This is a genomic window from Nocardia otitidiscaviarum (assembly GCF_007362295.1).
Lineage (GTDB): Bacteria > Actinomycetota > Actinomycetes > Mycobacteriales > Mycobacteriaceae > Nocardia > Nocardia otitidiscaviarum.
Window position 1 is genome coordinate 6,195,066 of sequence record NZ_CP041695.1, and the last position, 26,786, is coordinate 6,221,851.

Annotated in this window: 21 protein-coding genes and 1 pseudogene; 15 read left to right on the plus strand and 7 right to left on the minus strand. The window is 70.1% G+C overall.

The features are described 5' to 3' along the window. Positions 1-224 precede the first annotated feature (224 nt). Positions 225-1,433, plus strand: a complete 1,209-nt coding sequence (locus FOH10_RS27735) for a GNAT family N-acetyltransferase (RefSeq protein WP_143982912.1) — start codon at positions 225-227, stop codon at positions 1,431-1,433. A 198-nt stretch (positions 1,434-1,631) separates the two neighbouring features. Further along, positions 1,632-1,988: a YccF domain-containing protein gene (locus FOH10_RS27740; protein WP_228807614.1), complete on the plus strand. Its 357-nt coding sequence runs from the start codon at positions 1,632-1,634 to the stop codon at positions 1,986-1,988. Between the two features lie 6 nt (positions 1,989-1,994). Here the strand turns inward: FOH10_RS27740 and FOH10_RS27745 are convergent, their stop codons facing one another. Then, the gene (locus tag FOH10_RS27745) at positions 1,995-2,432 is read right to left on the minus strand and encodes an Rv0880 family HTH-type transcriptional regulator (RefSeq protein ID WP_029930928.1); all 438 of its coding nucleotides are present in this window, start codon (positions 2,430-2,432) and stop codon (positions 1,995-1,997) included. 450 nt (positions 2,433-2,882) lie between these two features. On the opposite strand from FOH10_RS27745, the gene FOH10_RS27750 reads away from it, so the two are divergent. Then, positions 2,883-3,122: a DUF2530 domain-containing protein gene (locus FOH10_RS27750; protein ID WP_029930927.1), complete on the plus strand. Its 240-nt coding sequence runs from the start codon at positions 2,883-2,885 to the stop codon at positions 3,120-3,122. A gap of 33 nt (positions 3,123-3,155) precedes the next feature. Here the strand turns inward: FOH10_RS27750 and FOH10_RS27755 are convergent, their stop codons facing one another. Beyond that, positions 3,156-5,195: a neutral/alkaline ceramidase gene (locus FOH10_RS27755; RefSeq protein WP_143982913.1), complete on the minus strand. Its 2,040-nt coding sequence runs from the start codon at positions 5,193-5,195 to the stop codon at positions 3,156-3,158. 128 nt (positions 5,196-5,323) lie between these two features. On the opposite strand from FOH10_RS27755, the gene FOH10_RS27760 reads away from it, so the two are divergent. Continuing rightward, positions 5,324-5,938: a TetR/AcrR family transcriptional regulator gene (locus tag FOH10_RS27760; protein WP_228807462.1), complete on the plus strand. Its 615-nt coding sequence runs from the start codon at positions 5,324-5,326 to the stop codon at positions 5,936-5,938. A gap of 87 nt (positions 5,939-6,025) precedes the next feature. Here the strand turns inward: FOH10_RS27760 and FOH10_RS27765 are convergent, their stop codons facing one another. Together FOH10_RS27765 and FOH10_RS36155 are read right to left on the minus strand one after the other, a co-directional pair. Beyond that, positions 6,026-9,103: a sacsin N-terminal ATP-binding-like domain-containing protein gene (locus tag FOH10_RS27765; protein WP_244961403.1), complete on the minus strand. Its 3,078-nt coding sequence runs from the start codon at positions 9,101-9,103 to the stop codon at positions 6,026-6,028. A gap of 936 nt (positions 9,104-10,039) precedes the next feature. Continuing rightward, positions 10,040-10,834, minus strand: a pseudogene (locus FOH10_RS36155) (DUF3027 domain-containing protein); the annotation flags it as partial. A gap of 47 nt (positions 10,835-10,881) precedes the next feature. On the opposite strand from FOH10_RS36155, the gene FOH10_RS27775 reads away from it, so the two are divergent. The 3 genes from FOH10_RS27775 (at position 10,882) to FOH10_RS27785 (ending at position 14,255) form a co-directional block, all read left to right on the plus strand. Continuing rightward, positions 10,882-11,697 (plus strand): glutaminyl-peptide cyclotransferase, encoded by an 816-nt coding sequence (locus FOH10_RS27775; RefSeq protein WP_143982914.1) that lies wholly within the window; start codon positions 10,882-10,884, stop codon positions 11,695-11,697. A gap of 88 nt (positions 11,698-11,785) precedes the next feature. Continuing rightward, positions 11,786-13,663: an MFS transporter gene (locus tag FOH10_RS27780; protein WP_425326105.1), complete on the plus strand. Its 1,878-nt coding sequence runs from the start codon at positions 11,786-11,788 to the stop codon at positions 13,661-13,663. Positions 13,664-13,679: 16 nt separating this feature from the next. Further along, positions 13,680-14,255 carry a DUF2771 domain-containing protein gene (locus FOH10_RS27785; RefSeq protein ID WP_143982916.1) on the plus strand — a complete coding sequence of 192 codons (576 nt, stop codon included), beginning with the start codon at positions 13,680-13,682 and terminating at the stop codon, positions 14,253-14,255. A 77-nt stretch (positions 14,256-14,332) separates the two neighbouring features. Here FOH10_RS27785 and FOH10_RS27790 read toward each other — a convergent pair whose 3' ends face one another. Further along, on the minus strand, positions 14,333-14,752 hold the full coding sequence (locus FOH10_RS27790; RefSeq protein ID WP_029930919.1) for a cold-shock protein: 420 nt from the start codon (positions 14,750-14,752) through the stop codon (positions 14,333-14,335). A gap of 179 nt (positions 14,753-14,931) precedes the next feature. Between FOH10_RS27790 and FOH10_RS27795 the strand changes: the two genes are divergently transcribed. The 4 genes from FOH10_RS27795 to FOH10_RS27810 all read left to right on the plus strand — a co-directional run bounded on the left by FOH10_RS27795 (position 14,932) and on the right by FOH10_RS27810 (position 19,441). Next, positions 14,932-15,162 carry a hypothetical protein gene (locus tag FOH10_RS27795; RefSeq protein WP_029930918.1) on the plus strand — a complete coding sequence of 77 codons (231 nt, stop codon included), beginning with the start codon at positions 14,932-14,934 and terminating at the stop codon, positions 15,160-15,162. A 421-nt stretch (positions 15,163-15,583) separates the two neighbouring features. Beyond that, a complete protein-coding gene (locus FOH10_RS27800; RefSeq protein ID WP_143982917.1) occupies positions 15,584-16,207 on the plus strand; it encodes a transglycosylase family protein in 624 nt (207 codons plus the stop codon). Between the two features lie 204 nt (positions 16,208-16,411). Beyond that, positions 16,412-16,600, plus strand: a complete 189-nt coding sequence (locus tag FOH10_RS27805) for a hypothetical protein (protein WP_029930916.1) — start codon at positions 16,412-16,414, stop codon at positions 16,598-16,600. A gap of 567 nt (positions 16,601-17,167) precedes the next feature. Next, positions 17,168-19,441 (plus strand): helicase-associated domain-containing protein, encoded by a 2,274-nt coding sequence (locus tag FOH10_RS27810; protein ID WP_244962127.1) that lies wholly within the window; start codon positions 17,168-17,170, stop codon positions 19,439-19,441. Positions 19,442-19,533: 92 nt separating this feature from the next. Here FOH10_RS27810 and FOH10_RS27815 read toward each other — a convergent pair whose 3' ends face one another. Together FOH10_RS27815 and FOH10_RS27820 are read right to left on the minus strand one after the other, a co-directional pair. Next, entirely contained in the window at positions 19,534-20,049 is a 516-nt protein-coding gene (locus FOH10_RS27815; protein ID WP_029930914.1) for an LppU/SCO3897 family protein, read from the minus strand. Positions 20,050-20,371: 322 nt separating this feature from the next. Further along, a complete protein-coding gene (locus FOH10_RS27820) occupies positions 20,372-21,979 on the minus strand; it encodes an endoglycoceramidase I (protein ID WP_143982918.1) in 1,608 nt (535 codons plus the stop codon). Between the two features lie 245 nt (positions 21,980-22,224). Between FOH10_RS27820 and FOH10_RS27825 the strand changes: the two genes are divergently transcribed. The 4 genes from FOH10_RS27825 to FOH10_RS27840 are packed head-to-tail and all read left to right on the plus strand — an operon-like array spanning position 22,225 to position 26,749. Beyond that, positions 22,225-23,883, plus strand: a complete 1,659-nt coding sequence (locus FOH10_RS27825; RefSeq protein ID WP_143982919.1) for a DNA repair helicase XPB — start codon at positions 22,225-22,227, stop codon at positions 23,881-23,883. Between the two features lie 43 nt (positions 23,884-23,926). Beyond that, positions 23,927-24,601 (plus strand): DUF3239 domain-containing protein, encoded by a 675-nt coding sequence (locus FOH10_RS27830; RefSeq protein WP_186000612.1) that lies wholly within the window; start codon positions 23,927-23,929, stop codon positions 24,599-24,601. Between the two features lie 44 nt (positions 24,602-24,645). Beyond that, a complete protein-coding gene (locus tag FOH10_RS27835; protein WP_029930910.1) occupies positions 24,646-25,284 on the plus strand; it encodes a LysE family translocator in 639 nt (212 codons plus the stop codon). Positions 25,285-25,339: 55 nt separating this feature from the next. Next, entirely contained in the window at positions 25,340-26,749 is a 1,410-nt protein-coding gene (locus FOH10_RS27840; protein WP_342355910.1) for a M1 family metallopeptidase, read from the plus strand. Positions 26,750-26,786 lie beyond the last annotated feature (37 nt).

Below are 26,786 nucleotides of genomic sequence, written 5' to 3' on the forward strand. Positions count from 1 at the left end.
TTCCACCCGGAGGGCGGGTTTCGCGCGTATGGCCACAGCACCTCCCCGCACATCCACCCGCGGCTCGAACGCAAGCGGATCATTAGAACCCGACTAGCGCGAGCGCGCATGCTCCTTCGTAGAGCGGAGCCCACCTGCCGCGGCGGGGGCGGCAGGTGGACTCCGTTCGCACCCGGAGGGAAATTCAGGTGCGGATCCCCACGCCCGCGTGCGATCGTCCGGTCATGGCATCGACGAATGGCATCACCATCCGCTCGTCCACCCGCGACGACTGGCCCGCGGTCGTGAACCTGCTGGAGACCGGCTTCGGCCAGCGCTACGACCAGGCCGAACTCGACATCATCCCCGATCTGTTCACCGCCGAGCGCGCCCTGCTCGCCATGGACGGCGACCGCATCGTCGGTCATGCCGTGGACCGGCCGATGACCGTCACCGTGCCCGGGGAGCGGACCGTGGCGGCCTCCGGCATCTCCGCGGTGGCGGTGGCTCCGACGCACCGGCGGCGCGGCATCCTGCGCGCGCTCTACACCGAGCAGCACGCGCGCACCGAGGCGGAGGGGTTGCCGCTCACGATGTTCACCGCGAGCGAGGGCACCATCTACGGCCGGTTCGGCTACGGCACCGCCATCGAGCGCGATTTCATCAGCATCGACCGGCATAGGGTCCAATTCCGGCCCACCACACTGGATCCCGGCGGCGTCGAGATCGCGCCCGTGGACGAGGCGACCCAGGCCCGCATCCGCGACGTGTACGACCGCTGGCGGCGGCTGGTGCCCGGCGCGCAGGAACGCCCAGACCCCGCCTGGCGGCTCTGTTTCGCCGACCCGCCGCGCTATCGCGGCGGCGCGTCGACGCTGTACGCGCTGCTGCATCCGGACGGCTATGTGCTCTACCGCCGGGAATGGGGTGAGAAGGAGTCGGTCGCGACCGTCTGGGAGTTCCGGGCCGTCACCGCGGAGGCGCACGCGGCGCTGTGGCGGGTGCTGCTCGGACTGGATCTGGTGGACCGGGTGGTGTGCGATCTGGCCGACAACGATCCGCTCCCCTACCTGCTCACCGATCCGCGCCTCGTGCAGGTCACCGGTCGGCGCGATCATCTGTGGGTCCGGATCATGGACGTGCCCGCCGCCCTGACCGCGCGCACCTACCGGTGCGACCTGGATGTGGTTGTGGCCGTGCACGATCCGTTCCGTGACGCGGGCGGCACCTTCGCCCTCCGGGTGCGCGACGGCATTGCCGAATGCGAGCCGACCACCCGCTCCGCCGACCTGGAACTCGGCACCGCGGAACTGTCCAGCCTCTACCTCGGCGGCCACCGCGCCCGAGTTCTGGCCGCCGCCAACCGAATCCAGGTCAAGGACCCCGCCCACCTGCGGGCCGTCGACGAAGCCTTCGCGACCGACCGCGACCCGGAGCTCGGCTGGTTCTTCTGATCCCGTTCCGGCCGGAGGTCCACGCGGGGTGTCCCGCGTGGCGGCGGGCCGCGACAGGCGATGCCCGCTGGCGAATCCGGCCGATCACGTGCCGGTCACGGGCGGTGGCGGAGGTTCGGGGGTGCTGGCATGCTGGGGAAGGTGAGCGTGCTCAGACTGCTGTTGAACGTACTGTGGCTGGTGTTGGTCGGGTTCTGGATGGCGGTCGGCTACATCGTCGCGGGGTTGATCTGCTGCATCCTGATCATCACCATTCCGTGGGGTATCGCGTCGTTCCGGCTCGCCTCGTTCGTGCTGTGGCCGTTCGGGCGGGAAGCCGTGGAGAAGCCGGGGGCGGGCGTGCCGTCCATGCTCGGCAATGTGGTGTGGTTCATCGTCGCGGGCTGGTGGCTGGCGCTGGGCCACATCTTCACCAGTATCGCGCTGGCGATCACCATCATCGGCATCCCGTTCGCCTGGGCGAACCTGAAGCTCGTTCCGGTCTCGCTGTTCCCACTGGGGCGCGAAATCGTCTCCAGCGACCAGCCTTTCGGGTCCCAGCCGGTGCGGGCCTGACGCGCGCTACTCCGACTCGTCGACGATCTGCTTCATGATCGTGACGGCCTCCTCGAGCACCTTCAGCTGCTCCGGGCTGAGTCCGCTGAGCTGTTCGGTCATCCACGCCTCGCGCGCGCTGGTCTCATCGGCGATGAGCGCCCGCCCGGCATCCGACAGCGACACGATGATTTGCCGCCCGTCGGTCGGGTGCGGATTGCGCTCCACCAGATCCATTTCGGTGAGCGATGCGATCACCCGGGTCATGGACGGCGGCTGCACCCGCTCCTTGGCGGCCAGTGTGCCGGGGGTCATGGCGCCTTCCCGGTTCAGGGTGGCGAGCGCCGAGAGCTGGGTCAGCGAAATCTGGGCATCGGCTCGCCTACCCCGCAGATGTCGCGTCAAGCGCACCACCGCCAGTGAGAGGTCACCAGCGAGCGCTCGAATATCGGAAGGCGTTGTCACAGAGGCAAACGATACGGGACCAGCCGCGTCGGGGGCGGCTGTTCGGCCCCGGACCGCGCACGTTCGCACCGCACGCCGGACTCGGCCACCGTCCCATCGCCCGGCCGCCCACCTACCGATCATGCCCCACCACAGCAGGCGAACACCCCGACAACGGCCGAAACCCGCCATCCAGCCGCCCGCCCCCGGCGTCCCGAATCCGCCACAACCCGACATTCGACCCAGCCCGAACAATCCCTGTCCCATCCGGGCCACACCGCGAATTTCCGGCGGCAAAGTGACAGCGCGTAGCTGGGCAGGGGCAGCACGCGCACCGCACGCGGCCAGGTGGGATGCGCACGTGGTCGAGCGGGATCCCTGCGTGGGCGAGCGCACGCGCGGCCGGGCCGGATCGCTGCGTCGCCGGGCGGGATCCGCTCATGGCCGGGCGGGGCGCTCTAGGCTGGTGGGGTGACTCGACCCGTACCGGAGATTCCGCCGCGCTTCACCGATCCGCGGCCGGTGCTGGCGATCGGCAGTATCGCCTGGTTGGTCGCCACGCTGGTGGTGTTCGCCAGTGGCGACCGGTGGCACGAGGCGCGGCCGGTGTGCCTCATGGGGCTGGCGGTGGGCCTGCTCGGCTACACGATCTTCGCCATTCAGCGGCGCGGGGCGCGACGGGGGGACAAGGGGGCTCAGGTCGGGCTCTGAGGCGAGCGGCGGCCCGGAACGGACCCGTCCTGGTCAGCGGATGTCGAATTCCGCGCTGAGGCCGGTGAAGGGGTGCAGGGTGCCGTCGGGGGCGAGGTGGTCGGCGAAGTGCTGGAAGCGGTAGCGGCCGGGGGTGGCGTCGGCGGGGATGTCCCAGGTGAAGCGGGCCGTCGAGATGTCGGGGCCGCGGCGGGACCAGTGGTACTTCACCGCCCATTCCCCCTCGTTGGCGACGCGGGTCCACTCGCCGCCGGTGTGGCGCTGCACTTCCAGGAAGGTGCCGTTGCGGCGGGGGTTGTGTTTGGGGTGGGCCGAGACGAATTCGACCTGAGCCTGTTCACCGCGGGTGTAGGCGGCGGCCGGTTGTAGCAGTGCCGCACCGAAATCCAGGCCGGGCGGGGTGGCGTCCGGGCCGGGGGCGGGCACGAAGCTGGGCTGCATGGCCGAGACGTCGCGCGGCGCGGGGCCGCGCGGCACCCGCTGCCGGTCGGCGAAAGCCGTTGCCAGCCGGTCAAATTCCTGCTGGTACGCGGGCAGCGTGTAGCGACCGTAGAGCGTCGAGCCGCCCTCGTACTGCTGGGCGTCGTACTCCTCCGGGGTGGTCACGTACTGGTGGTAGGCGTTGGCGTACCCCTGCATGAGCACCTGTTCCAGCGGCACCCCGAGCGCCGCGGCGACGGTGCGGCGGATACGCAGCCCGGAGACGATGGTGAATTCCGCTCCGCCGCAGGCGAGATAGAGCTCGCCGATGCGCACGATCTGGATCGGCACCACGCTCGGCACCCACGGCACCGGCGGCAGCAGGCCCAGCGGCGCGACGATCGCCTTCGGCGCCTGTGCGTCGGTGAGCCAGTCCGGCACCGGCATGTTCGCGCCGCCGAGCGCGTCCACGAACGGATTGCGCACGCCTTCGGGAATCGGCACGCCCGGCAGTCCGGGCCCGTCCTCGATGCTGCCCGCGATGAGCGAGACGCCCGCACAGGCGGGTGCGGTGTGCCGGGGCTGCCCGTTCTGGGTGTAGCGGCCGTCCACCGCGATGTCGGACAGGTCGATATAGCAGAGCATGGCGTCCACCGGCCCGCGCATCGTGCGCGCCGTGGCGAGTGCGGCCTTTCCGGCGCGGTATTGACGCTCGCCGATGATTCGGGTGTTCTCGAACTCGTCCTCGGTGGGGCCGGAGGTCGGGCGCAGGTTCAGATTGGGCGACATGTCGCCGCTATTGGTCTGGGGGAAAGCGGCGAGGAAATCGACTCCGCCGTCGAGGTACCGGACGCCGCGCTCGCCGTGTTCGAACGCGAAGGACGCGTAACCCTTGTTGTCACCGCTGATGAGCCGATTCGTGTTGCTCATGGAGGTGTTGTGGGTGGCGAACCAGGTGATGACGCCGACCTGTCGACCACCCTTGCGCAGGGAGAGGACGGTGACGGCCGGATCGATGGCATTCGGAAAATACCGTTTGTCGGCTTCGGGATTGCGATCGAAGGCGATTCGCGAGCGATTGACACTGGCGTCGTGCAATTCCCCGCGTCCGAGTTCGAGGCTGCCGGGTCCGAGGTCGGCGTCCGCGGCGACGACGGCCTCCACGATTCCGTTCACCTCGGCGTCGTACACCTGCCGCTGGAAGCCGAGAATCGAGAGGTTGTAGGCGTAGTCGTGGCTGGCGCCGCCGCACACCGCGTGCGAGTGCGTGGCGGTGAGCAGGACGTTCTGCTCGGTGTAGCGGTCGCCGAAGCGCCGGGCGAGTTCGTCGAGGACGCCGCGGTGCACGGACTGGAAGATCATGGCGTTGTCGGCGACCACGTACACGATCCGCTGGTCACCGCTGCCGATGATGAAGGCGCGGGCCCTGGGCCGCAGGTGGATTCCGGCGGTGGTCTGTTCCAGCTGGGAGTAACCCATCATGCCGCATTCGGCCGCCGGGCCGGTGATGTCGGAAATGCCCACACCGATCAGGTAGTCGCCGCCGGGAGTCGCGTGTGCCGACCCGCCCGGCAGCGCGATCGTGGCGGCGGCCGTGAGCGCGGCGGATCCCGCCGCCGCACCAGCCAGAACAGTCCTGCGCGACACCACCATTCGGCGACTCCCTTCGTACCAACTCGCAGCGAACCACAGAACTGGACACACGTCCAGTGGAGACTTTCCCGACGCGCGAATTGACTGCGCGGCTCTTGAAGGCTTAACTCCCTGGAGTGTCCTCCCGATTGAGCGTCGAAGAACGACGGGCCCACCTTATCGAGGCGGCCATCGGCCTTGCCGAAAAAAAGGGCGTGGCAGGAGTTACCACGCGCGATGTAGCTCAGGCAGCCGGTGTTTCGCTCGGTGTGGTGCATTACTGTTTCGAAAACAAGGACGCGCTCATGACCGAGTTGGTCAAAGCGCTCTCGATGGAATTGCGCGATTCCGTCGATGCCAACGAAACGGTATGGCAGGACGTCGGAAGTGGAAAAGAATCACTTCAAAAATTGATACGCGCCGGCCTGGAACTCATGTGGCAGAACGTGGAAGCCACCCCGGAACGGCAACTGCTCACCTACGAGACCACCACCTACGCCCTCCGCGAAAGCGAACAGACACCGGCGAAACTCGCCATCGCCCGCGAACAGTACGCGTTCAACGATTCCACGGTCGCCGACATCATCGAACACGCCCGCGAGGCGACGGGCACCCGCTGGTCCGCCCCCGTCGGCGTCATCAGCCGCTTCATGCTCGCCGCCATCGACGGGATCGTGCTGCGCTGGCTGGTGGACAACGACAGCGCGGCGGTGCGCGAGCAGATGGACCTGCTGGCGCAGACGGTGGTGCAGTTCAGCGAATAGCCCGACGCCGGACGGGCCGCCGATACCGGACGGCCGCACCCGCGCTCGAACGGCCGCCGACCCGTTACGCCCGATTGCCGGACTTCGCTAGTGCGCCGGACGCGGCTGCGATACGACGTGGGTGTCCGCGCCGTCACGCCACCACGGCACCGTGACGGTCGCCTCGTACGCACCGGACAGCCGCACCCGCAGTTCGTCGTGGACGACGAGATCGCCTGCGGGGGTGGGTTGTCCGCTCTGCATGCGCCACAGCACGCCGAGCGGTTCGGCCGACCAGGTGGTGCGGCGGCCGGTGCCCTCGACGCGCGCGGTGACGGCCTGCGAGGCCAGCGGCAGGTCCAGCAGCGCCGCCAGCCGCGAGGCCGAGTCGATATCGCCGACCACCAGCCGGTCCGGCGGGAGTGCCAGGCCGTACCAGGGCAGATCCAGCACCAGGGCGTCGGCGGCGTCGATGACCGCCCCGGAGAGGGCGCGCACCCGCTCGGGCAGGACCAGATCGTCCAGGTCCAGGCGGCCCGCGGCGGTGGCCGCGGCCAGCCGCTCATGGGTTCGTGAAATCGCCTCCGCGGTCGGATGTCTCGACGGGTCCGCGAGAGCCGCGAGGAGTTCGGCGGCCAGCTCCGGAGTGATGATCTCCGGATCGGCGAGCACGGCGCGCAGCGCGTCGATGTCGGCCGCGTCGGTCTCGGTGCCCATGGACAGCACCGGCAGCAGGCCCGCGAAGACCGGGTCGGCCGGGTGGCGGAACAGGCCCAGCGCGGTGCCGCCGATGCGCGCGTGCGTCCGCAGCCACCACGCCGTATAGCCGTCGCGGTCGGCGAGCAGCGGCCGCGTGGCGGGGTCGGCGAGCAGCAGCCGCAGGGCCCGCGGCCACTGCTCCGGATCGACCAGATCCAGATCGCGGACGGCGAGCAGCTCCGGCGGATCCTCGGCGAGGGTCTCCCACCAGGTCTCCTCGTCGTCGAGATGATGGTCGGGGCCGGTCGGATCCGATTCCGCCACCACGGTGAAACCCCAGCCCACGCCGACCGCCCGCAGGGCGGTCGGGCCGTAGCGGCGCACCAGGTCGTCGGCGACGGTGCCGAAGGGCGAATCCTCGACCAGGACCCGCGCCAGCGGGGCATCCGGAAGCAGCAATTCGTCGGCGGGGACGAGATCGCCGGTGTCGTCCGGGATTTCGAGCAGGCCGAGCCAGGTGGGCAGCAGTCCGGGGACCGGGGCGGCCAGCTCACCTCGGACCGGATCCGTTGCTCCGGAACCGGGTTCGACGATGCCCGCGCCGGGATTGGCGTGCGCGGCCAGGCTCAACACCGCCTCCACCGTGTCCGGATCGGCGGGATCGTGCTCGAGCTGGGCGTGCAGCGCCGGATCACGCAGCAGCTCCTCGGGACCCGCTGGGCGCGCACCGAGCCGCCCGAGCAGCGGATGCGCCGCCTCCGGATGCACCAGGCGCGCCCAGTGCACCGGTACCGCGGACTCCAGGTGGTCGTCGAGCACCACGGTGCGCGGCCCGGTCACCATCCGACCGTCCGCCAGCGGCACCGCCAGCGCACCCAACTCCTCCACCGCCAGCGGATCGCCGACGAACGGCTCCAGCGCGTCGTAGAGCGAATACCACCACTGCGGTGCGCGTTCCACACTCCCCGACAGCTCCGCGATCCGCGCCAACCCGATCCGGTGCACATCCAGCACCGACAGCGCATCGGCGGTCGACCGGCCGGACAACTCCGGAACCACCAGCGGACCAACGATTTCGGCGAGCAAACCCGCCAATTCATCGGTCACCCCGATGAATACGCTCGCCCGCCGGGGCCGCTCGACGGCCACCACTGCGAGGTCCGCCGCGGCAGGGACGGGTTCATCCTCCGGTTCGGCGTGGAGGACCGGGAGCCACGGCTGCTCACCCAGTTCCGCGACCAGCGCCTCGCGCAGCAGACCATCGGCCTCACTACGGGCGAAGCCGGGCGTGGGAACCAGGAGCAGCCGGTCACGGGCGGGCAGAGCACGCGCGAAATCCGCGTAACCGGAGGCCAACTCGGCAATGCGCGCGCCGGGGAGCAAGCGGCGGCGATCCGGTTGCATGGGAATGTCGGCGATCAGCAGCGCCGGCAGGGAGAGTTCCTCGTCCGAACGGGTCGGCGCCCGCAACACATCGGGTGCGGCGGCGACCGGACGACCGTCCCGCAGCGGAAGCAACCACCGGGCCCGGCCGGTCCGAAACTGCCACCAGCGGCGCACCTCCCCGCGCGGACCGGTGATCCGCACCTCCTGTAGGCCGCCGACAGCCCGGTCGGATCCCGCGCCGCCGTGCACTGCCGAATGCGCGGTCTTCTCCGGGACGGCGGGTTGGAACGCATTCGCGCGCGCGGCCCGGTCGACCGGGACACCGTATCCGTCCGCGTGCTCCACATCGTCGAGTACGACGTGTGCGCGCGCCAGGCCGTTGCCATCGCCACCGCGACTCACGGGCGCCGGGGCGGGCAGGTCGGTCACCGTGCTGGTGTATTCGTCGGACTCGATCCGAATGCTGAGCAGGGCGGGCAGTTCCAGCAGCAGGTCGAGGGCTTCGGCCCGCATGCTCGCCAGCAGGGCGGGGATGTCCACATCGGCGCGTGGGGTGAGGATGATCTCGGTGTCGAAATCCGGTGCTGGGGTGTGTTCGGTCGGCCAGGCCAGGCGCAACGCGGGTGGCTCGAACGGGTGCTCGGTATCGGGGATGCGAATGCCGCTTTCGCGCAACGCCTGCCGGGTGTCCGCGCGGGAGAACCGCACCGAGCCGCCGGTCGAGCGGAACTCGATCTCGTCGGCGATGCTCAGCACCGCGGTGAAACCGACGCCGAAGCGGCCCACCGCGGTGTCCGCGCCGGTCTTGGCGGAGGCGCGCAGGGCGGTCAGCGCGTGCACGCCCGAGACATCCAGGGGCACACCGGTATTCGCGATGTGCAGGCGGCCGTCGCTCAGCCACACCGCGATACGACCCGCCACCCCGGCCTTGGCCGCGGCGTCGGCGGCGTTCTGGGCCAATTCGGTGAGCACCCGGTCGCGGTAGCCCGCCCGCACCAGATCCGCCTCGGTGGCCGCGTCCTCCCGCAGACGGGTGGGCGAGCCGCGCCAAGCGGCGAGCACACCCTCGCGCAATGCCGCGGTCCCGAACGGATCCGCCACCCCGCTAACCAATCCGAACACCCCTTCCACGGCGGTGCGTAGCGATACGGGAGTCGAATCGCTCGAAGACGCGGCGGGGACGATCCCGCCGCGGACTCAGTTCGATCCCGGCGCGGATTCGCCGCCCTGCGGCTCCACGTTCACCGCGGTGACGCCCCAGGCATCGTCGTAGGGCCCGGCATCCGGGTCGTACAGATCGAACAGCGTGGCCTCACCGGAGTCCACCACCCCCGCCCCGGACGCCGCGGCGACCGCCGGATCCGACGAGTAGGCCACCGGCGCACCGAACTCCCCACCCGGCACCTCGACGGGTGCGACCGCCTCGGCGGCCCCGTGGAACTCGACCACGTCGGTCGCGTCCGCGTCAGCCGCGGCGGCGACCATCCCGACGGGAGTCACCTCCGCCTCGGCCACGGCACCCGCCGCTCCGGAATCCGCAGCACCGGTCGTATCGACCACAGCCGCACTCGACTCCGCAACACCCGCCACGGTCGCCCGCGCCGCGGCGTCGGCGAGATCGGCCGACTCCCCGGCCGCGTCAGCCGACTCGGTACCCGCGCTCGTTTCGGCGGTATTCGCGGTCGCCTCGGCGGATCCACTCGGGTTTCCGGAAGCGAGACCACTCGCGGAATCGGTCTCCGCCGCAACGGAACCGGTCGCGGATGCGCCCGCCGCGGTCGACCCTGCGGAGGGGTCGGCGGGCGCGGCCGACTCCACGGCCGCGCCGGTCGACTCGACGCGCTCGCCGACCATCCCCGTCGATTCGGTGGTGCTCTCGCGCTCCGCAACGGACTCGCCGGTCACGACAGCCTCGGCCGACGCCGTGGGGGCATCCGCACGGTCCGGCGTCGGCGCGGCGGTGGCGTTGGCGCCATCAGCGGCGGCAGGGGTGCCGTCGTCGGCCGCCGTTTCCTCGATGATGGCCGCCTGCTCGGCATCCTGGCCGGCGTCCGTCGGGGCCTCGGTCGATTCCGGTGCGCTGGCGGGTGTGTTCGCCTCCTCCGGCCGTCGCAGGTCGGCGGCGGGGATCACCTCGACGGCGGCGTCGTCGTAGGCCTCGTAGAGGGGGGAGCCGGAGCCGGTGGGGAGGACGGTGTCGGAGTGGGCGCCGCAGCCGTAGTCGACGTGGACCACGTGGCCGTCGGCGCCCATGGCGTTGGCGCAGACGCCGAAGGCGGCGCGCAGGGAACCGGCGAGCGGGACGTAGAAGCCGCAGAGGCCACAGGTGGAGGGGGCGGCGCGGGCCATATCGGTGTCGGGACCGAATTCGGAATACCAGCGGTCGGCGGCTTCCTCGCGGCCTTCGCGGGACAGCACCTGGCTGCGGCCGAGTCCGAACTCCAGGGCGACGTCGTCGACGACCGGATCGCCGGTGGCGAGATAGCCGGGGACCAGGCGCGGATCGTCGGCGGGCGGGGCCAGCAGATCGCCGGGGGCCAGATCGCCGGGGCGGATGCGCTGATCCCACGGAATGAAGTCGGGAGCCACCAGGGCGTCGGGCCCGGGCAGCAGTGCGGACTCGCTCACGGTCGCGTGGTCGGCCTCCGGCGGCGCGGCCACCACGACCGCCCACTGCCAGCCGCGGTAGCCGGGCAGGGTGGCCTCGAAGTGATGGGTGGCCGAGGACTCGTCCTCCGCCGACACGCCGAGATGGACACCGACACCGGTCGGTTCCAGCTCCACGAGCGCGCGACGGGCCTGCTCGACCGCCTCCGCCAGGATCGGCCGCACACCGGACTCCGAAACAGGAACAGCGCTCACGTCCTACATTTTGCCGTATGGAGCGCAAACACCGTGCACCGGTGGTGACTGGCCTGTTCGGACGGCGCATCGCCGTGTTTCTGGCGGCGACGGCGCTGTTCGGAGCCGCCGCCGCGTGCGGCGCGGCGGAACCGGACGACGCGCCGCGGCTGCGCGCCGAGGTGGTGGCCACGCGCCCGCACGATCCGGCCCTGTTCACCCAGGGCCTCGAGATCCGCGACGGCGTGCTGTACGAGAGCACCGGCCTGCCCGGTGAATCCCTGGTCCGCACCAGCGACCTGGCCACCGGCGCCGAACACGCCCGCGCCGACCTGCCGGCACCGCTGTTCGGGGAGGGCATCACGCGGGCCGGTGATGTGCTGTGGCAGCTCACCTACACCGAGGGCGTCGCCATCGCCCGCGACGCTCAGACCCTGACCGAACTGCGCCGCACCGACTACGAGGGTGAGGGCTGGGGCCTGTGCACGCGCGGCGACCGCATCGTCATGAGCAATGGCACCGCCACCCTGACCTTCCGCGATCCGGAGACCTTCGCCCCCGTCGGCGAGGTCACCCTCGCCAGCCGCGGCGATACGCGGCTCAACGAACTCGACTGCGCGCCGGACGGTTCCGTCTACGCCAACGCCTGGCCCACCGACACCATCCTGCGCATCGACCCCGAGACCGGCACCGTGCTCGCCGTCATCGACGCGTCCGGGCTGCTGCCGCGCTCGGCCCGCACGCCGTCCAGCGATGTGCTCAACGGCATCGCGCACATCCCCGGCACCGACCGCTTCCTGCTCACCGGCAAGAAGTGGCCCACGTCCTTCGAGGTTCGCTTCGTCCCGGAGTGACGGTCCCGCCCATCGCATTCGCGCTGGTGGGCACGTCCGGGTGCGGCGGCCCGCGACGCCGTCGGTGGACACTGCAAGAATTGGTGCCGTGACATCTCCTCGTGACCCTGACGCCGAGTCCGGGCGGTGGAGGGACGAGGAGTACCCGCTCATCGATCGGCACCCCGGGTACGACCGCTATCCGCCGCCGAACACACCCGCGCGCACACCGCCGCCGGATGATCCGGACCTGCCGGAATTCCTGGCGCGCCGGGCCGACCGGTCGCGGGCGACGCGGCGCGGTGTCCCCGTGCCGCCGGACGAACCGCGCGGCGGCACCCGCTCCCCCGGCGAACCGGGCGGCGGCATGGCGCCCACGCAGAGTTCCGCCCGGCAGAGTTCCGCCCGGCGGACGCCGTCCGGGGCCGGGGCACTGCCCACGAGCGGAGCCTCGGAGCCCACCGCGCCCGATTCCGGCGACCTGCCGCCGACCGCCCGGTTCGCCGCCACCGATCCGGACCATCCGGAACGCACCCGTGCGATCACCAGTCCGGGCCTACAGAAGCCACCGCGCAAGCTGACCGTCACCCGGGTCGCCGCGCGGCGCGGCATCGAGCTCACCAATCGCGGCTTCGCGACCTTCCAGCGCGCGGCCAAGGCCGACGGCGCGGAGGAGTCCGGACTCACCGCGCTCGTCTACGCCACCATGGCCAATTTCGCCACCGACGCCGCCATCGCGGTGGCACTGGCGAATACGCTGTTCTTCGCCAGCGCCACCGCCGAGTCCAAGACGAAAGTGGCGCTGTACCTGCTGATCACGATCGCACCGTTCGCGGTGATCGCTCCGCTCATCGGGCCCATGCTGGACCGGCTGCAACGGGGTCGCCGGATCGCGCTGGCGAGTTCGTTCGCGATACGCGTCGTGGTGGCGGTGTTGTTGATCTTCAATTACGACACCTGGGCGCTGTATCCGCTGGCGCTGTGCATGATGATCCTCAGCAAGTCGTTCTCGGTGCTGAAATCGGCGGTCACACCCAGGGTGCTGCCGCCGGGAATCGACCTGGTGCGCACCAACTCCCGGCTCACCGTCTTCGGCCTGGTGGGCGGCACGCTGGTGGCGGGCGGTGTCACCGGTCTGATCGCCTCGGTGCTGCACACGCCGGGGGCGCTGGTGTTCGCGGCGGTGCTGGCGGGCGCGGGGTGCTATCTGAGCCTGCGGATTCCGTCGTGGGTGGAGGTCACCGAGGGCGAGGTGCCCGCGACCCTCGGCTATCACGGCGGCGACGCCCGCACCGAGGTGCTCGATCCGAGTCAGGCGGCGAAGATCCAGCCGAGCAAGCGGCGGCAGCCGCTGGGCCGGGCGGTGGTGACCGGGCTCTGGGGCAATGGCACCATCCGCATCCTGACCGGGTTCCTGACGTTCTACGTGGCGTTCGTCGCCAAGGCGACCGAACATCGGCCGGTGCAGCAGGCCGCCATGCTCGGTGTGGTCGGTGCGGCGGCCGCCGTCGGCAATTTCACCGGCAATGCCACCGGGGCGCGCATGAAACTGGGCCGCCCGTCGCTCATCGTGCTCAGCTGCACCATCGCCTGTGTGGCGGTCACGGTGCTGGCGGCGATCCTGGGCAATCTGATCGGCGCGGCGGTGGCCGCGCTGGTGGCGGCGGGGGCGAGCGCGCTGGCCAAGGTGTCGCTGGACGCCTCCATCCAGGACGATCTGCCGCCGGAGTCCATCGCCTCCGGTTTCGGCCGTTCGGAGACGGTGCTGCAACTGTCGTGGGTGCTGGGCGGCGCGGCGGGTGTGCTGCTGCCGACCGAGTACTGGAAGGGTTTCCTGGTGGTCACGGCGATCATGGCGCTCGGTCTGGTACAGACCGTGGTCAGCTACCGTGGTCATTCGCTGCTGCCCGGTTTGGGCGGCAACCGACCTCAGCACGCGAAACAGGAGACCTCCCGCACACACGGCGCGGGGGAACCCGCCACATGACGGACAGGAAGCAACGGTGAGCAAACCGAACGCCCGCACGATCCTCGCCCTCGTCGCAGCGGCGCTGCTCGTATTCGTGGCCGCCGTCGCGACGGTGGTGGCGCTCGCGGTGCGCAACGCCGACGAGCCGAAGCCCGCCATCACCGCCTACGCGCACGGCAGGACCGTGACGGTCGAGCCCTTCATGTACTGCTCCGTGCAGATGGCGGACTGCCTGGTGCTGCCCAAGGACGGCGAGACGCAGTTGCCCGTCGCCCTGGACTGTCCCGCGGACTCCGACTGCCGCACCGGCGAATTCGCCGATCTGGAGGTGCCGGGCGGGTATCCGCTCCAGCTGTCGCTGCCCCAGTCGATCGCGCGCAGCCCCTGGGTGGCGGTGGCCTATTACGAATTGCCCGACGGAGCGATCATGCCGCAGCGGATCTCGCACCGCGATTTCGACGAGGGCACGGTCGCCATCACCATTCCGTCCGCCGAGCGACTGCCGCTGCTCGGCGTGGAGGTGCAGCTGCCGATCCTGGCCCGCGACACCACCACCGGTGAAGAGGGCTATATCCCGCACGCCGCCTGGTCCATCCGCACCGCGGACTGACCGCCCGGACAAACTGTCCGCCAACGTAATCGGGCCCCGGTGAGCGAATGCTCATCGGGGCCCGTCGTTTCGGGCGGTCAGTGATCGAGTTCGCGGGCGACCCCGCGCACGACCTCGGCGATGCGCTGGGCCATCTTGCGATCGGGGTAGCGGCCGCGCTGGAGGTCGGGCTGCACCTTCATCTCCAGCAGCTTGATCATGTCCTCGACGAGACCGTGCAGTTCGTCGGGAGTCTTTCGCGGAGCGGCGGGTTCGGCATTGCGGCGCTCACCGCGCCCCTGGCCGCGCACGGACGGGGTCTCCAGCAGCTTGAGGCTCAGGGCCTGGGGACCGCGTCGACCCGCCGCCATGCCGAATTCCACCCGCTGACCGGGCTTGAGGGCCTCCACGCCCTCCGGCAATGCGGACGACCGGACATAGACGTCCTCACCCTCATCCTGGGAAAGGAAGCCGAAGCCCTTTTCGACGTCGTACCACTTCACCTTGCCGGTCGGCACTGCGCTCACCCGTTCGTTGTTCGGATGCCCGGCCTCCCGGGCACAACTCGTTGTCGGACCAGACGTCCGCAACCTATCCACTTGCGAAAGAACGCGCCCCACACAGGTATGAGGGACGCGAATGCTTCGAGTCTACCCCGGTGTGAATAGCCCGAGCACATCAGTTTTATGGTCTCGAGGTGTCCGACACCTCCTCGAACTCGACCCCGCGCAGGTCCGGGACCTGGCTGCTGCGTACCGCGATCGTCCTGTTCGCCATTGGATTGCTGGCGATCATCGGCATTTTCGGCTGGGCGATTCTCGCCGATTCGGAGCCGGGGCTCTGGCTCTATCTCCTCGCCATGTGCGCACCGCTCGGTTTTCTGTGCGGAGTGGTGTTCGCGCTGTGGTCCGGTCGGCGCGCGCGGTAACCCGCCGGGGGTACCCGCGGACACGCGGATTGCCCATTCCGTTACTCGGCTACACATGTGATCTTCATCACATAACGAGCCGATAACGGCGCGGTGACAGGAGCCTCTCGGGCCAGACACGCCGTGACCACCAGCACAGACGGGTCTGCGGAAGCCCTTGTGCCGGATCGCCACTCGATCAGACCCGCCGGTTACCAAATAGTGATTTTTCGCGGCGGTAGTCGTAGTGTCTCTCGCTAGCCGGGTCAGCCCGGCGCCACCGGCCCGCCGCACCGAACCTCACCCCGCGGGTACGGACCCCCACACGGAACCAGGGGTGAGGGCGAGGAACAGCGCGCACCAGCGCGCCGGGACGGACGACCTCTCAGTTCGCCCCCGGTAGTCGGCCTCGCAGGAGCGTACGAGAGGAAACGACCCGAACATGAGTGGACGCCATCGCAAGCCGACCAACACCGGCCGCACCGTCGCCAAGGTCGCCGTCACCGGCGCCATGATCAGCGGCGCCGGAGTGGCCCTGGCGGGCAACGCCAGCGCGGCTCCCGACTCCGATTGGGATCGCCTCGCACAGTGTGAAGCAGGCGGCAACTGGTCGATCAACACCGGCAACGGGTACCACGGCGGCCTGCAGTTCTCGCCCAGCACGTGGCGCGCCCACGGCGGCGGCGAATTCGCCCCCAACGCCTACCAGGCCAGCCGCGAAGAGCAGATCGTCGTCGCCGAGCGCGTGCTCGCGACCCAGGGCTGGGGCGCCTGGCCCTCCTGCTCCTCCAGCCTCGGCCTGAGCAGCGCTCCGACGCCGCGCAGCGCCCCGGCCGAGGAGACCCCGCGCTGGAACCCCGGCGCCGCGCCGCAGACCCAGGCCGCCGACAGCAGCCAGCAGGTCTTCCAGGCCGTCGACCGCGCCTTCGAGGTCGCGCAGCAGAACGGCATCGACATCCCGCAGGAGGCTCGTGCCTTCGTCGACGCGGCCAAGAACGGTGGCGTCAAGCTCGATCCCGCGGTGGTGGACTTCTTCGAGGCCAACAAGAACCTGCTTCCGCAGTAATCCCTGTCGCGAATCCCTGTCGCGTACGGCCGGGCCCCGCATCGATCGATGCGGGGCTTCGCTGTGCCGAGCACACGCCCGACATCCCCGGGAGCCGGGCGACCCGTGCCACCGCACCCCCGTTTGCCGGAAAAGCGCCGTCCCCGTCGGAATATCCGGGTGCCGGGGCAGGCGGCCCCACCCTCCCCATGCCAGAATGAGCCCGTGGTGAACAAATCGAAGAAACCGTATGTCGACAATGGCTGGCCGGAAGTGCCGAGCGGTGAGCATGCCGTGACCGAACTGTCGTCGACTCGTTCCGGCAACCTCTCCCCCTACGGCGAGGACACCGAGTTTCCGCTTCCGGTCGATCAGCTGCCGTACGTGCACCCGCACACGGTCATCAACCGCTGACGACGCTTCACCCCATGCGGTTCGTGGCGCGACACGTCGCGCGGTGGCCGTCGCACCACGGATTCGGCGCGACGGCCATCGAAACGTGCCCCCCGACGCATACCGGCCGGTCGTCCTGCCACCGCGCCCCGCTGGTCCGCCGTGACCGATAGCGGCCCCGACCACACCGAGTTCGCCGACGGCGCACCGGCTTCCGCACCGTCCGGCGGCGCCTCACCGGATGCGGCCGGTGATCCGCGCTCGGCACCACCGGTGGGCGACAGCGCGCCGACCACAGCGGCGAGCGGAGCGGCGGCCGAATCCAACGTCGTGGACGACGCGGATGATCCGGGTTCGGCATCCGAAAGCGCCACGAGTGGTGCGAGTACCCCACCCGGTGCGGACGCGCCCGCCACCACGGCCGCAGCAAGCGCGCCTGTCGTCGATTCCTCCGGGAGCGGCCCGGCGGCCGTGGGTGCGGGTGAGGCCGACCGGCGGTCCGGAGCCGCCACGTCGGGGACGAAGGCCGCTGGGCGCGGCAGGGCGACCGGCGCGAAGGGCCGCAAGGCCGCCGCCGAGGCCGCCTCGCTGACGGAGTGGCTGGCAGCCCGATCGGACGACGAGTTGGTTCAGCTGTTGCAGCTGCGGCCGGATCTGGCTGTGCCGCTGCCCGGTTCGATGGCCGTACTGGCGGCGCGGACCGAACAACGGGCCTCCGTGCTGCGGGCCACCGACGAACTGGACACGCTCGATTTCGCGGTGATCGAGACCCTGGCGGTGCACGGAGCCGCCGACGCCCGTGCGCCCGTCGCCATACCCAGAACGCGCCTGCACGAGCTGTTGGGCGATCGGGTGGGCAAGAAGCCGATCAACGCCGCCGTGGACCGGCTGCGGGCGCGAGCCCTGGTCTGGGGCTCGGACAAGGCGCTGCGGCTCACCCCGTCCGCCCAGGAGGCGCTGCCGTGGCCGCTGGGCAGCACCACGGAGATACCCGACGCCCTCACCGCGAACGAGATCGACTCCGCGCTGGGCGAACTCACCGCCCAGGAACGCGCTCTGCTGGACAAGCTCGCCACCACCGGCCCGCGCGGCCGCACCCGCGATGCCGCGCCGGGCACGCCCGCCGATCGCCCGGTACAGCGACTGCTGGCGCGCCGACTGCTGAACTGGATCGACGCGGAGACCGTCGAACTGCCGCCCATGGTCGGCCAGGTGCTGCGGCGCGAACCCACCACCGATCCGCACGCGCTCACCCCGCCGCAGCCCGCGACCACCAAACTCACCGCCGCCGACGTGAACGCGGCCGCCGCCGGTGAGGTCGGCGAACTGCTGCGCCACAGCGCCACACTGCTGGAATCCCTGGGCCGCACACCGGCTCCCGTGCTGCGCTCGGGCGGGCTCGGGGTGCGCGAGATCCGGCGCATCGCCAAGCAGACCGGTATCGACGAGTCTCGCCTCGGACTGCTCGCCGAGGTGCTGACCGCGGCCCGTCTGGTGGACCGCGGCATTCCCGAACCCGCACCGGACACCGAGGCCGACGACTACTGGGCCCCCACCACCACCGCCGACGCCTGGGCCGCCGCCGCACCCGCCAAGCGCTGGGTGGTGCTCGCCCGCGCCTGGCTGGAGCTGGACCGCTTCCCGTGGATGATCGGCCTGCGCGACGCCAATGACAAACCTCTGGCCGCGCTGTCGGCCGAGCTGCGTACCCTGCACGCCGTTCGCGATCGCCGCGCCATCCTCGACCTGTTGGGCGGATTCCCTTCCGGCACAGCGGTGTCGGCGGCGGAGCTGAGCCGGGTGCTGGCCTGGCGGCAGCCGCGCTGGCGGCGGCACTTCCGCACCGACGCGGTGGCGAGCACCCTGGCCGAGGCACAGGCGCTGGGACTGGTGGCGCACGGCGCGCTCACCTCCGCGGGTCGAGCCCTGCTGCACGGCAACGAATCCGGACCCGCCGATGCCGAGGCCGCGATGGCGGCGGCGCTGCCGGAACCGGTGGACCACGTCCTGGTGCAGGCGGATCTGACGGTCATCGCGCCCGGACCGCTCACACCCGAACTCCAGGACCGCATCGCCCTGGTCGCCGAGGTGGAATCCGCCGGTGCCGCAACGGTGTACCGCATCAGCGACACGTCCGTGCGGCGCGCCCTGGACGCCGGAGCCACCGCCGCGGAACTCCACAATCTGTTCACCACGCACTCGCGCACCCCGGTTCCGCAGTCGCTGACCTACCTCATCGACGATGTGGCGCGCCGCCACGGCCGGCTGCGGGTCGGGATGGCGCAATCCTTCGTGCGCAGCGAGGATCCGGCGCTGCTGGCCGAGGTGCTGGCCGCCCCGGTGGCCGGACAGCTGGCGCTGCGAGCCGTCGCGCCCACGGTGGCGATCTCCCAGGCGCCGCTGGGCGAGGTGCTGGAGCAGTTGCGTGCGGCGGGTTTCAGCCCGGCCGGTGAGGATTCCTCCGGGGCCGTGGTGGATCTGCGGCCGCGCGGCGTTCGCGTCGCCTCGCGCCCGAATGCGCGGCCGGTGTACCGTCCGAACCCACCGAGCCCGGAGCAACTGCGCTCGCTGGTGGGCGAGCTGCGCGCGGGAGAGCTTGCGGCACAGGCGCGTTCGGGTCAGGCGGTGCGTTCGGACGGCACCCGCACCAGCACCGCCGCCACCCTCGCCCTGCTGCAATTGGCCGCCCGGGTCCACCGTCCGGTGCACATCGGCTACGTGGACGCCCAGGGCGTGGCCACGCAGCGGGTGGTGGAGCCGGTCAAGGTGGGCGGCGGCCAACTCGACGCCCTGGACACGGTGACCGGCACGGTGCGCACCTTCACGCTGCACCGGATCGCCTCGGTGGCCCTGGTCGACTGAACCGCGATGGCTCCCGGTCGGCACCGGCCGCGATGACTCCGGTCGGATCGGCCCGCCGCACCCGAGGTGCGACGGGCCGATCCGGTCCCCGGTCAGCTCTGCGGGCTGCCCAGGCAGAAGGTCATCTTGGGATCCGGGACGATGCGGTAGCCGATGGCCGCGGTATCACAGAGGAACTCGTCGGTCTGTCCGTCGATGCGCTTGGTCACCTTGAACGACGCCTCCGGAGCGGAGCAGTCCACGCTCTTGTATCCGGTGGTGGGGCTCTCGTTGTAGCAGGCGCCCTCCTTGAAGTTGGGGGCCAGGCACAGGAACGCGGTGGTGCCGCCGTTCAGGGTCTCCTCGTAGGAGGTGTACTCCTCCTTGCACTCGGTCTTGGTGTCATGGACGTCCATGACCTTGTAGACGGCCTTCTCGGAGGAGCAGTCGACCGGCTCCGTCTCGGAGTCGACCGCGGACCCGGAGATGACATTGATGCAGTCGCCGACCTGCGCCTTCGCGGTGTCGGACTTGCTGGCCTCTTGGAACATCGAGCATCCGGCCAGCGCGGCGACCGCCACGAGAGCCAGCACGAGGCGCGCGATAAGCCTCGTTGGTGCGAACTTCACCTGCGAAAACCTTTCTCACCGAACCGTTCACGGCCGCCGTGAACGGCCTGAGGTTACCCGCAGGCGACCGGCGACCGCATCAGTCCCGCGATGGAGCGGCGAATCAGTAGTAGTACATCCCACCGCCACGCATGCCCAGCAGCGACAGGTTGAGGATCATGGGTAGGAAGTTGTTGAGCAACTGCAGGCTGAAGTAGTTCACAAGTGTTCCCTCTCAATTATCTGGGCACATGACCAGCTATGGGTCTCGCGCCCTTGTGTCGTGCCGGATAGCCGTCCCGTTACAGACCGGCGCGCCCCGGGTTTCCGGGGCGACGAAGCCTCAACTCGACCCCGCCGAGCCGGTGGCCGCCGAGCCCGGCCCCGCCGACCCTGAATCGCCCGAACCCGTTCCGGCGGAACCGGACTCGATCGAACCACTACTCGCCGATCCGGTGCCGACCGGCCCCTCCGGGACGGTCTCACCCGCCGAATCGGGCCGGTTGACGTACACCGAGACCGGCGTACTCGCGTCGGCGACCACCGTCACCACCCGCGCCCCCGGAGCCGAGGTGACCGTGCCGCCCTCCACCCGCACCCGGTACCCGTCCGGATAGTGCAGGTCCGATACGTAGATCTCGGTCGGCCCGGCGGCGGGGCGCGGGGTGTAGCGGTAGGCGAAGTCGCCGTCGGCGGGATCGAAGACCATCCGTCCGGGCACGCCCGCGGTGGCACGGGGGTAGGTGCGCACGAGCTCGCGGCCGAGCTCGCCGTGGAAGGGATCGGGGCGCGGACCGCCCGCCCCGAAGCGGGAGGCGTAGTGCCAGTACATCCAGCCGATGAAGCGCTCGTCGGCGCGCACCAGCGTATTGCGCAGCACGGTGGCGTCACCGTCGCCGAACTCGGTCACCAGCGTGGGTATCCCGGTACGGCGGGTGAAGGCGTCGATATTGCCCCAGGTCTTGTCCTGCTGCACCCCGCACAGTGCCCGCAGGCCCGCGGGCAGCCCCAGATAGATGGCCAACTGGCTGGGAATGCAGTAGTCGTGCGGCGCGAAGCCGATATCGGGCGCGGTGATGGGCGGATTCCTCCCCAGATTGGTGGGCATGGTCTCGTTCCAGGTCACATTGGGTTCCCAGAAGATCATCAGATCGGCGGCGCGGGCACGCACCGCATCGGTCAGCCGCTGCATGGCCGCCTGGTAGACGGCGTCGAAGCCGGGACAGCCGTCGGGGAAGCAGGACAGGAAGGCCGAACCCGGCCACGGCTCGTTCATGAGCTCGATCCCGAGCATGCCCGGCCGCTCCGCCAACCGCGCGGCCAGCGCGCCGAGTGCGACGCCGAGCTGGTCCAGCACCCCATTGTCGTTGTGCCACACCTCATCCCAGCCGCGATTCATACTGGGCATCAGATAGTAGAGCGGGAAGCCCGGATTCGGCTCCAGCGCGCCGGGCCGGGAGCGCAGCGACCATTCGGGAAAGCCGTTGCCGCCCCAGATCTTCGACAGCCCGTCCTGGTGATTGTCGATCAGCGTGTAGATTCCGCGCGCGGCGAGGAGGTCCACCACCGCGGCGACCCGGTCCAGGTACGCGGTGTCGACGACGCCCCGGGTGGGCATGAGGCCGTCGAAGGCGACGCCGAGCCGGACCACGTTGAATCCGTGCCGGGCGAGTAGTTCCGCGTCCTCGGCGGTCAGGGTGAAGCCGTCCCCGAGTTCGATGTAGGGGGCGTCCTTGTCCACATTGTTGACGCCGTGCAGCAGCACGGTGCGCCCCGCCTCGTCGACGAACCGACCGTCCTCGACGTGAATATCCGGCAAGGCGGTCGGCGCTGCCGCCCCCGGTACCGCCACCAGCAGCGCCGCCCCGACCACCGTCGCGGCGAGGCCGGCCACCCAGCGCCCGCGCCGTCGCCGTCCGCCCGCGTCGTCCCCCGCTCCGACCCCGCGCATCGAATCACCCGCTGTCCGTCGACTCCCATTAGCTGGACGCACGTCCAATTGGGGTGTGATCTTAGCCATCGAAACTGGGGTCTTGCGGGCTTTCCGACGAATGAACCTCACCCGGTCACACCGCGATTCTCACAGCACCGACCCACCACCGGGAAAGAACACGCACCCGGGGCCCGGCGCGGTGTCGGCGGCTTCGGGAAGAATGGTCGACGGCCCGGGTGGGCGGGCCCGATCCAGGAGGTGGCATGACCGACGGTCCATTGATCGTGCAGAGCGACAAGACGCTGCTGCTGGAGGTCGACCACGAGTCGGCCGACGCGGCGCGGCAGGCGATCGCGCCGTTCGCCGAGCTCGAACGCGCGCCCGAGCATGTGCACACCTATCGGATCACACCGCTGGCGCTGTGGAACGCGCGAGCGGCCGGACACGACGCCGAGCAGGTGGTGGACGCGCTCGTCACCTATTCGCGGTACGCGGTGCCGCAGCCGCTGCTGGTGGACATCGTCGACACCATGGCCCGCTACGGACGGCTGCAACTGGTGAAGCATCCGGCGCACGGGCTCACGCTGGTGTCGCTGGATCGCGCGGTGCTGGAAGAAGTGCTGCGGCACAAGAAGATCGCGCCCATGCTCGGCGCCCGCCTCGATGACGACACCGTGATCGTGCACTCCTCCGAACGCGGCCACATCAAGCAGGCACTGCTGAAGATCGGCTGGCCCGCCGAGGATCTGGCCGGGTACGTGGACGGCGAGGCGCACCCCATCGACCTCGACTTCGAATCCGGCGGCTGGCACCTGCGCGACTACCAGGAGATGGCCGCCGACTCCTTCTGGGCGGGCGGTTCCGGCGTGGTGGTGCTGCCCTGCGGTGCGGGCAAGACCATGGTGGGCGCGGCGGCCATGGCCAAGGCCAAGGCGACCACCCTGATCCTGGTCACCAATACCGTGGCCGGGCGACAGTGGCGGCGCGAACTGCTGGCCCGCACCTCGCTCACCGAGGACGAGATCGGCGAGTACTCCGGCGAGCGCAAGGAGATCCGCCCGGTCACCATCGCCACCTATCAGGTGATCACCCGCAAGACCAAGGGCGAGTACCGGCACCTCGAACTCTTCGACAGCCGGGACTGGGGCCTGGTGATCTACGACGAGGTGCACCTGCTGCCCGCGCCCGTCTTCCGCATGACCGCCGATCTGCAGTCGCGGCGACGACTGGGCCTGACGGCGACCCTGGTGCGCGAGGACGGCCGCGAGGGCGACGTCTTCTCCCTCATCGGCCCCAAGCGCTACGACGCGCCGTGGAAGGACATCGAGGCGCAGGGCTGGATCGCCCCCGCCGACTGCGTCGAGGTGCGGGTGACGCTCACCGACGCCGAGCGCATGGCCTACGCCACCGCCGAACCCGAGGAGCGCTACAAGCTGTGCTCCACCGCCCGCACCAAACTCGCCGTGGTGGAATCGATTCTGGCGCAGCATCGCGACGCGCCGAGCCTGGTCATCGGGGCCTATCTGGATCAGCTCGAGGAACTGGGCGAACATCTGAACGCACCCGTGATCCAGGGCTCCACCCGCACCAAGGAGCGGGAGGCCCTGTTCGAGTCGTTCCGGCAGGGCGAGATCCCGGTGCTGGTGGTCTCGAAGGTCGCCAATTTCTCCATCGACCTCCCGGAAGCGTCGGTGGCGGTGCAGGTTTCGGGCACCTTCGGCTCACGGCAGGAGGAGGCGCAACGGCTGGGCCGCCTGCTGCGACCGAAACAGGACGGCGGCCAGGCGCACTTCTACTCCGTGGTCTCCCGGGACACCCTGGACGCCGAATACGCGGCGCACCGACAGCGTTTCCTGGCCGAGCAAGGGTACGCCTATCGCATCACGGATGCGGACGACCTACTGGGTCCGGCGATAGGATAAAAATGGAGCGGCAGCCTCCATAAAAGGGCGGGAGGGAACCGACGTGCGACGGCGCTTCGAATTCACGGTCGATCGTGAGCATGCCCGTACGGTCAACGAGGTCGCCGCCTACCTGCGGCGGATTCGGGTGCTCGCCATCGCCGCGTCGGTCGTGCTCGGCGTGGGGACCGGCTACCTCATCTGGCTCGACCACCCGTGGTCCTACCTGCTCGCCGTCGCCTTCGCCCTGGGCGCGGCGACCGCGCTGTTCGTGGGACTGTGGACCCCGCATCGCGCCCGCATCGACAAGCTCTACGCCACCGGCGCGCTCGTCCCCGCGGTCGTCTCGGAGAGCACCGCCAAGGGCACCACCCTGCTGGCCCTGGTGGATCTGGCCAAGCCCACCGCCGACGGCCCGCGCTACGCGTTGGTCACCCGCACGGTCCGCAGCCTGCCCGGCCACCGGATCCGCGCCGGGGAGCGGGTGCCCTCGGTGACCGTGCGCATCGACCGTGCCCCCGCCTCCGTGGGCGAGCTGTGGCATGCGGTGACCATGATGCCCATCGCCTGGGGCACCCGGGATCTCACTATCATCGAGCGCGCCCGCACCACCATCCACGAGGTGGAATGGCAACTGCTCACCGACAATCTGGACCTGGCCGCCAAGGTGCGCCGGGTCGACGCCAAACGACTGCTCATCGATCCACAGCAGCTGCCGGACGAACTACGCGGGACCTGATATTCCGTGGGCCGGAGATAGGTGCACGCGCATAGACTGGGTCGATGATCCCTGCCGCAAATCTGCTGGCCTTTCTCGTCGCGGCCACCGTTCTGATCGTAATCCCCGGTCCCGGTGTACTTTTCGTCATCGGACGCGCCCTCGCCAACGGACGGCGGGCGGCCCTGCTGTCGGTGCTCGGCCATTCGGTCGGGGTGCTGCTGGTCCTCCTGTGCGTCGCCGCCGGGCTGGGCGCCCTGGTCGCCGCGTCCGCGGTCGCGCTGACCATCGTGAAGGTCGTCGGCGCGCTCTACCTGATGTACCTCGGCATCCAGGCCATCCGCGATCGCAAGTCACTGCGGGAAGCGCTGCGGGCCGACGTGGAGCCGGCGCATCGGAACAAGATGCTGCGCCAGGCGTTCCTCGTCGGGGTCAGCAATCCCAAGGCCATCATCTTCTTCTCGGCGGTGCTGCCGCAGTTCGTCGATCCGGCGAGCGGGGCGATACCGCTGCAAATGCTGATTCTGGGCCTGGCCTTCCTGCTCATCGCCCTGGTCTCGGACAGCGCGTGGGCGCTGCTCGCCGGGACGGCGCGCAGCTGGTTCGCCCGCTCGCCCAAGCGGCTGGAGGCGGTCGGCGGCGCGGGCGGCGTCATGATCTTCGGGCTGGGTGCGAGCGTGGCGGTGTCGGGCACCAGCCATTGACACGCGGCGGTTAGCATCGGCTGATCGGCAAGGGATGCCGGAAAGGGGCGGCTCGGTGACTTCTCGCAGGTGGTGGCGGTACGCGGTGGCGAGTGTCGCGTTGGCCTCGGCCGCCTCGGCCGCTCCCGCGCAGGCACAGCCGGTCGATCCGTTGGCGGGTGCGCCCGGGCTCGGTGATCCCTACTACCCGTTGGACGGCAACGGCGGCTACGACGCCACCCATTACGACGTCGCGATCGACTACGACCCGCCCACCCGGCACCTGACCGGTGCGGCCCGGGTGCACGCCAGGGCCACCCAGGCGCTGCGCACCTTCAATCTGGACTACGCCGGTCCGGAGGTGGCGACGGTGACGGTGAACGATCTGCCCGCCCGGTTCGACCGCACCGACGAACACGAACTCGTCGTCACCCCGCTGCTGCCGCTGCTGCCCGGCCTGCCGTTCACGGTCGAGGTCGACTACGCGGGGCCGGTGGGCGCGGACGAGAACTCCGGCTGGTACGTCTCACCCAGCGGCGGGGCCTTCGTCGCGGGCGAGCCGCATTCGGCCACCAGCTGGTACCCGCTCAACGACACACCAACGGACAAGGCGACTTTCACGCTGACCGCCACGGTGCCGCAGGAGTGGGAGGTCATGTCCAACGGCGCCAAGACCACCGATACGGTGACCGACGGTCGCCGGACCACGCGGTGGGAGTCGCGGCATCCGGTGATCGGCTACCTCACCACCGTCGCCATCGACCGCTTCGAATTCCTGGAGCAGCGCCGCGCCGACGGCACCCCGCTGCTGAGCGCGTTCGCACCGGATGCCTTGGACGCCAAGGAGAACGAGCTGCGGCTGCCGGAGATTCTCGACTTCGGCGAGGAACTGTACGGGCCCTACCCCTTCGATGTGGCGGGCGGCATCTACGTCGACACCGACCTGGAGTTCTCGCTCGAAACCCAAACCCGGCCCATCTACGCGCCGTGGACGGATCTGCAGACCGTGGTGCACGAGATCGCTCACCAGTGGTGGGGCGATTCCATGTCGGTGCGGCAGTGGTCGGACATCTGCCTGAACGAATGCTTCGCCAGCTACACCGCCGACTATCTGTGGCCGGAGCGCAAGGAGGGCAGGGACGTCGACGCGGAGTACCGCGACACCGTGGCCGAGTTCTACGACAATCCCAAGTTCTGGCAGATCAAACTCCAGGATCCGGGCGTGGGATACGAGTTCACCTCCGTCTACTACCGCGGCCCGCTCTTCCTGCACGCCCTGCGCCGCAGCCTCGGCGACGACGTGTTCTTCTCCGCCATCCGGGATTTCGTGGTCGGGCACGCCTACGGCAACGCGTCCATGCCGGAGTTCCGCGAATTCGTGCGGTCCCGCACGAGCCACGATCTGACCGGGTTCTTCACCGCCTGGCTGGACCGCGAGGAACCGCCCGCCGACGAATACCTGTATCCGGGCACGCTGCGGTCGTGAACGGCCGGGCCAGTGGTTGCCGACTGGCCCGCGACAG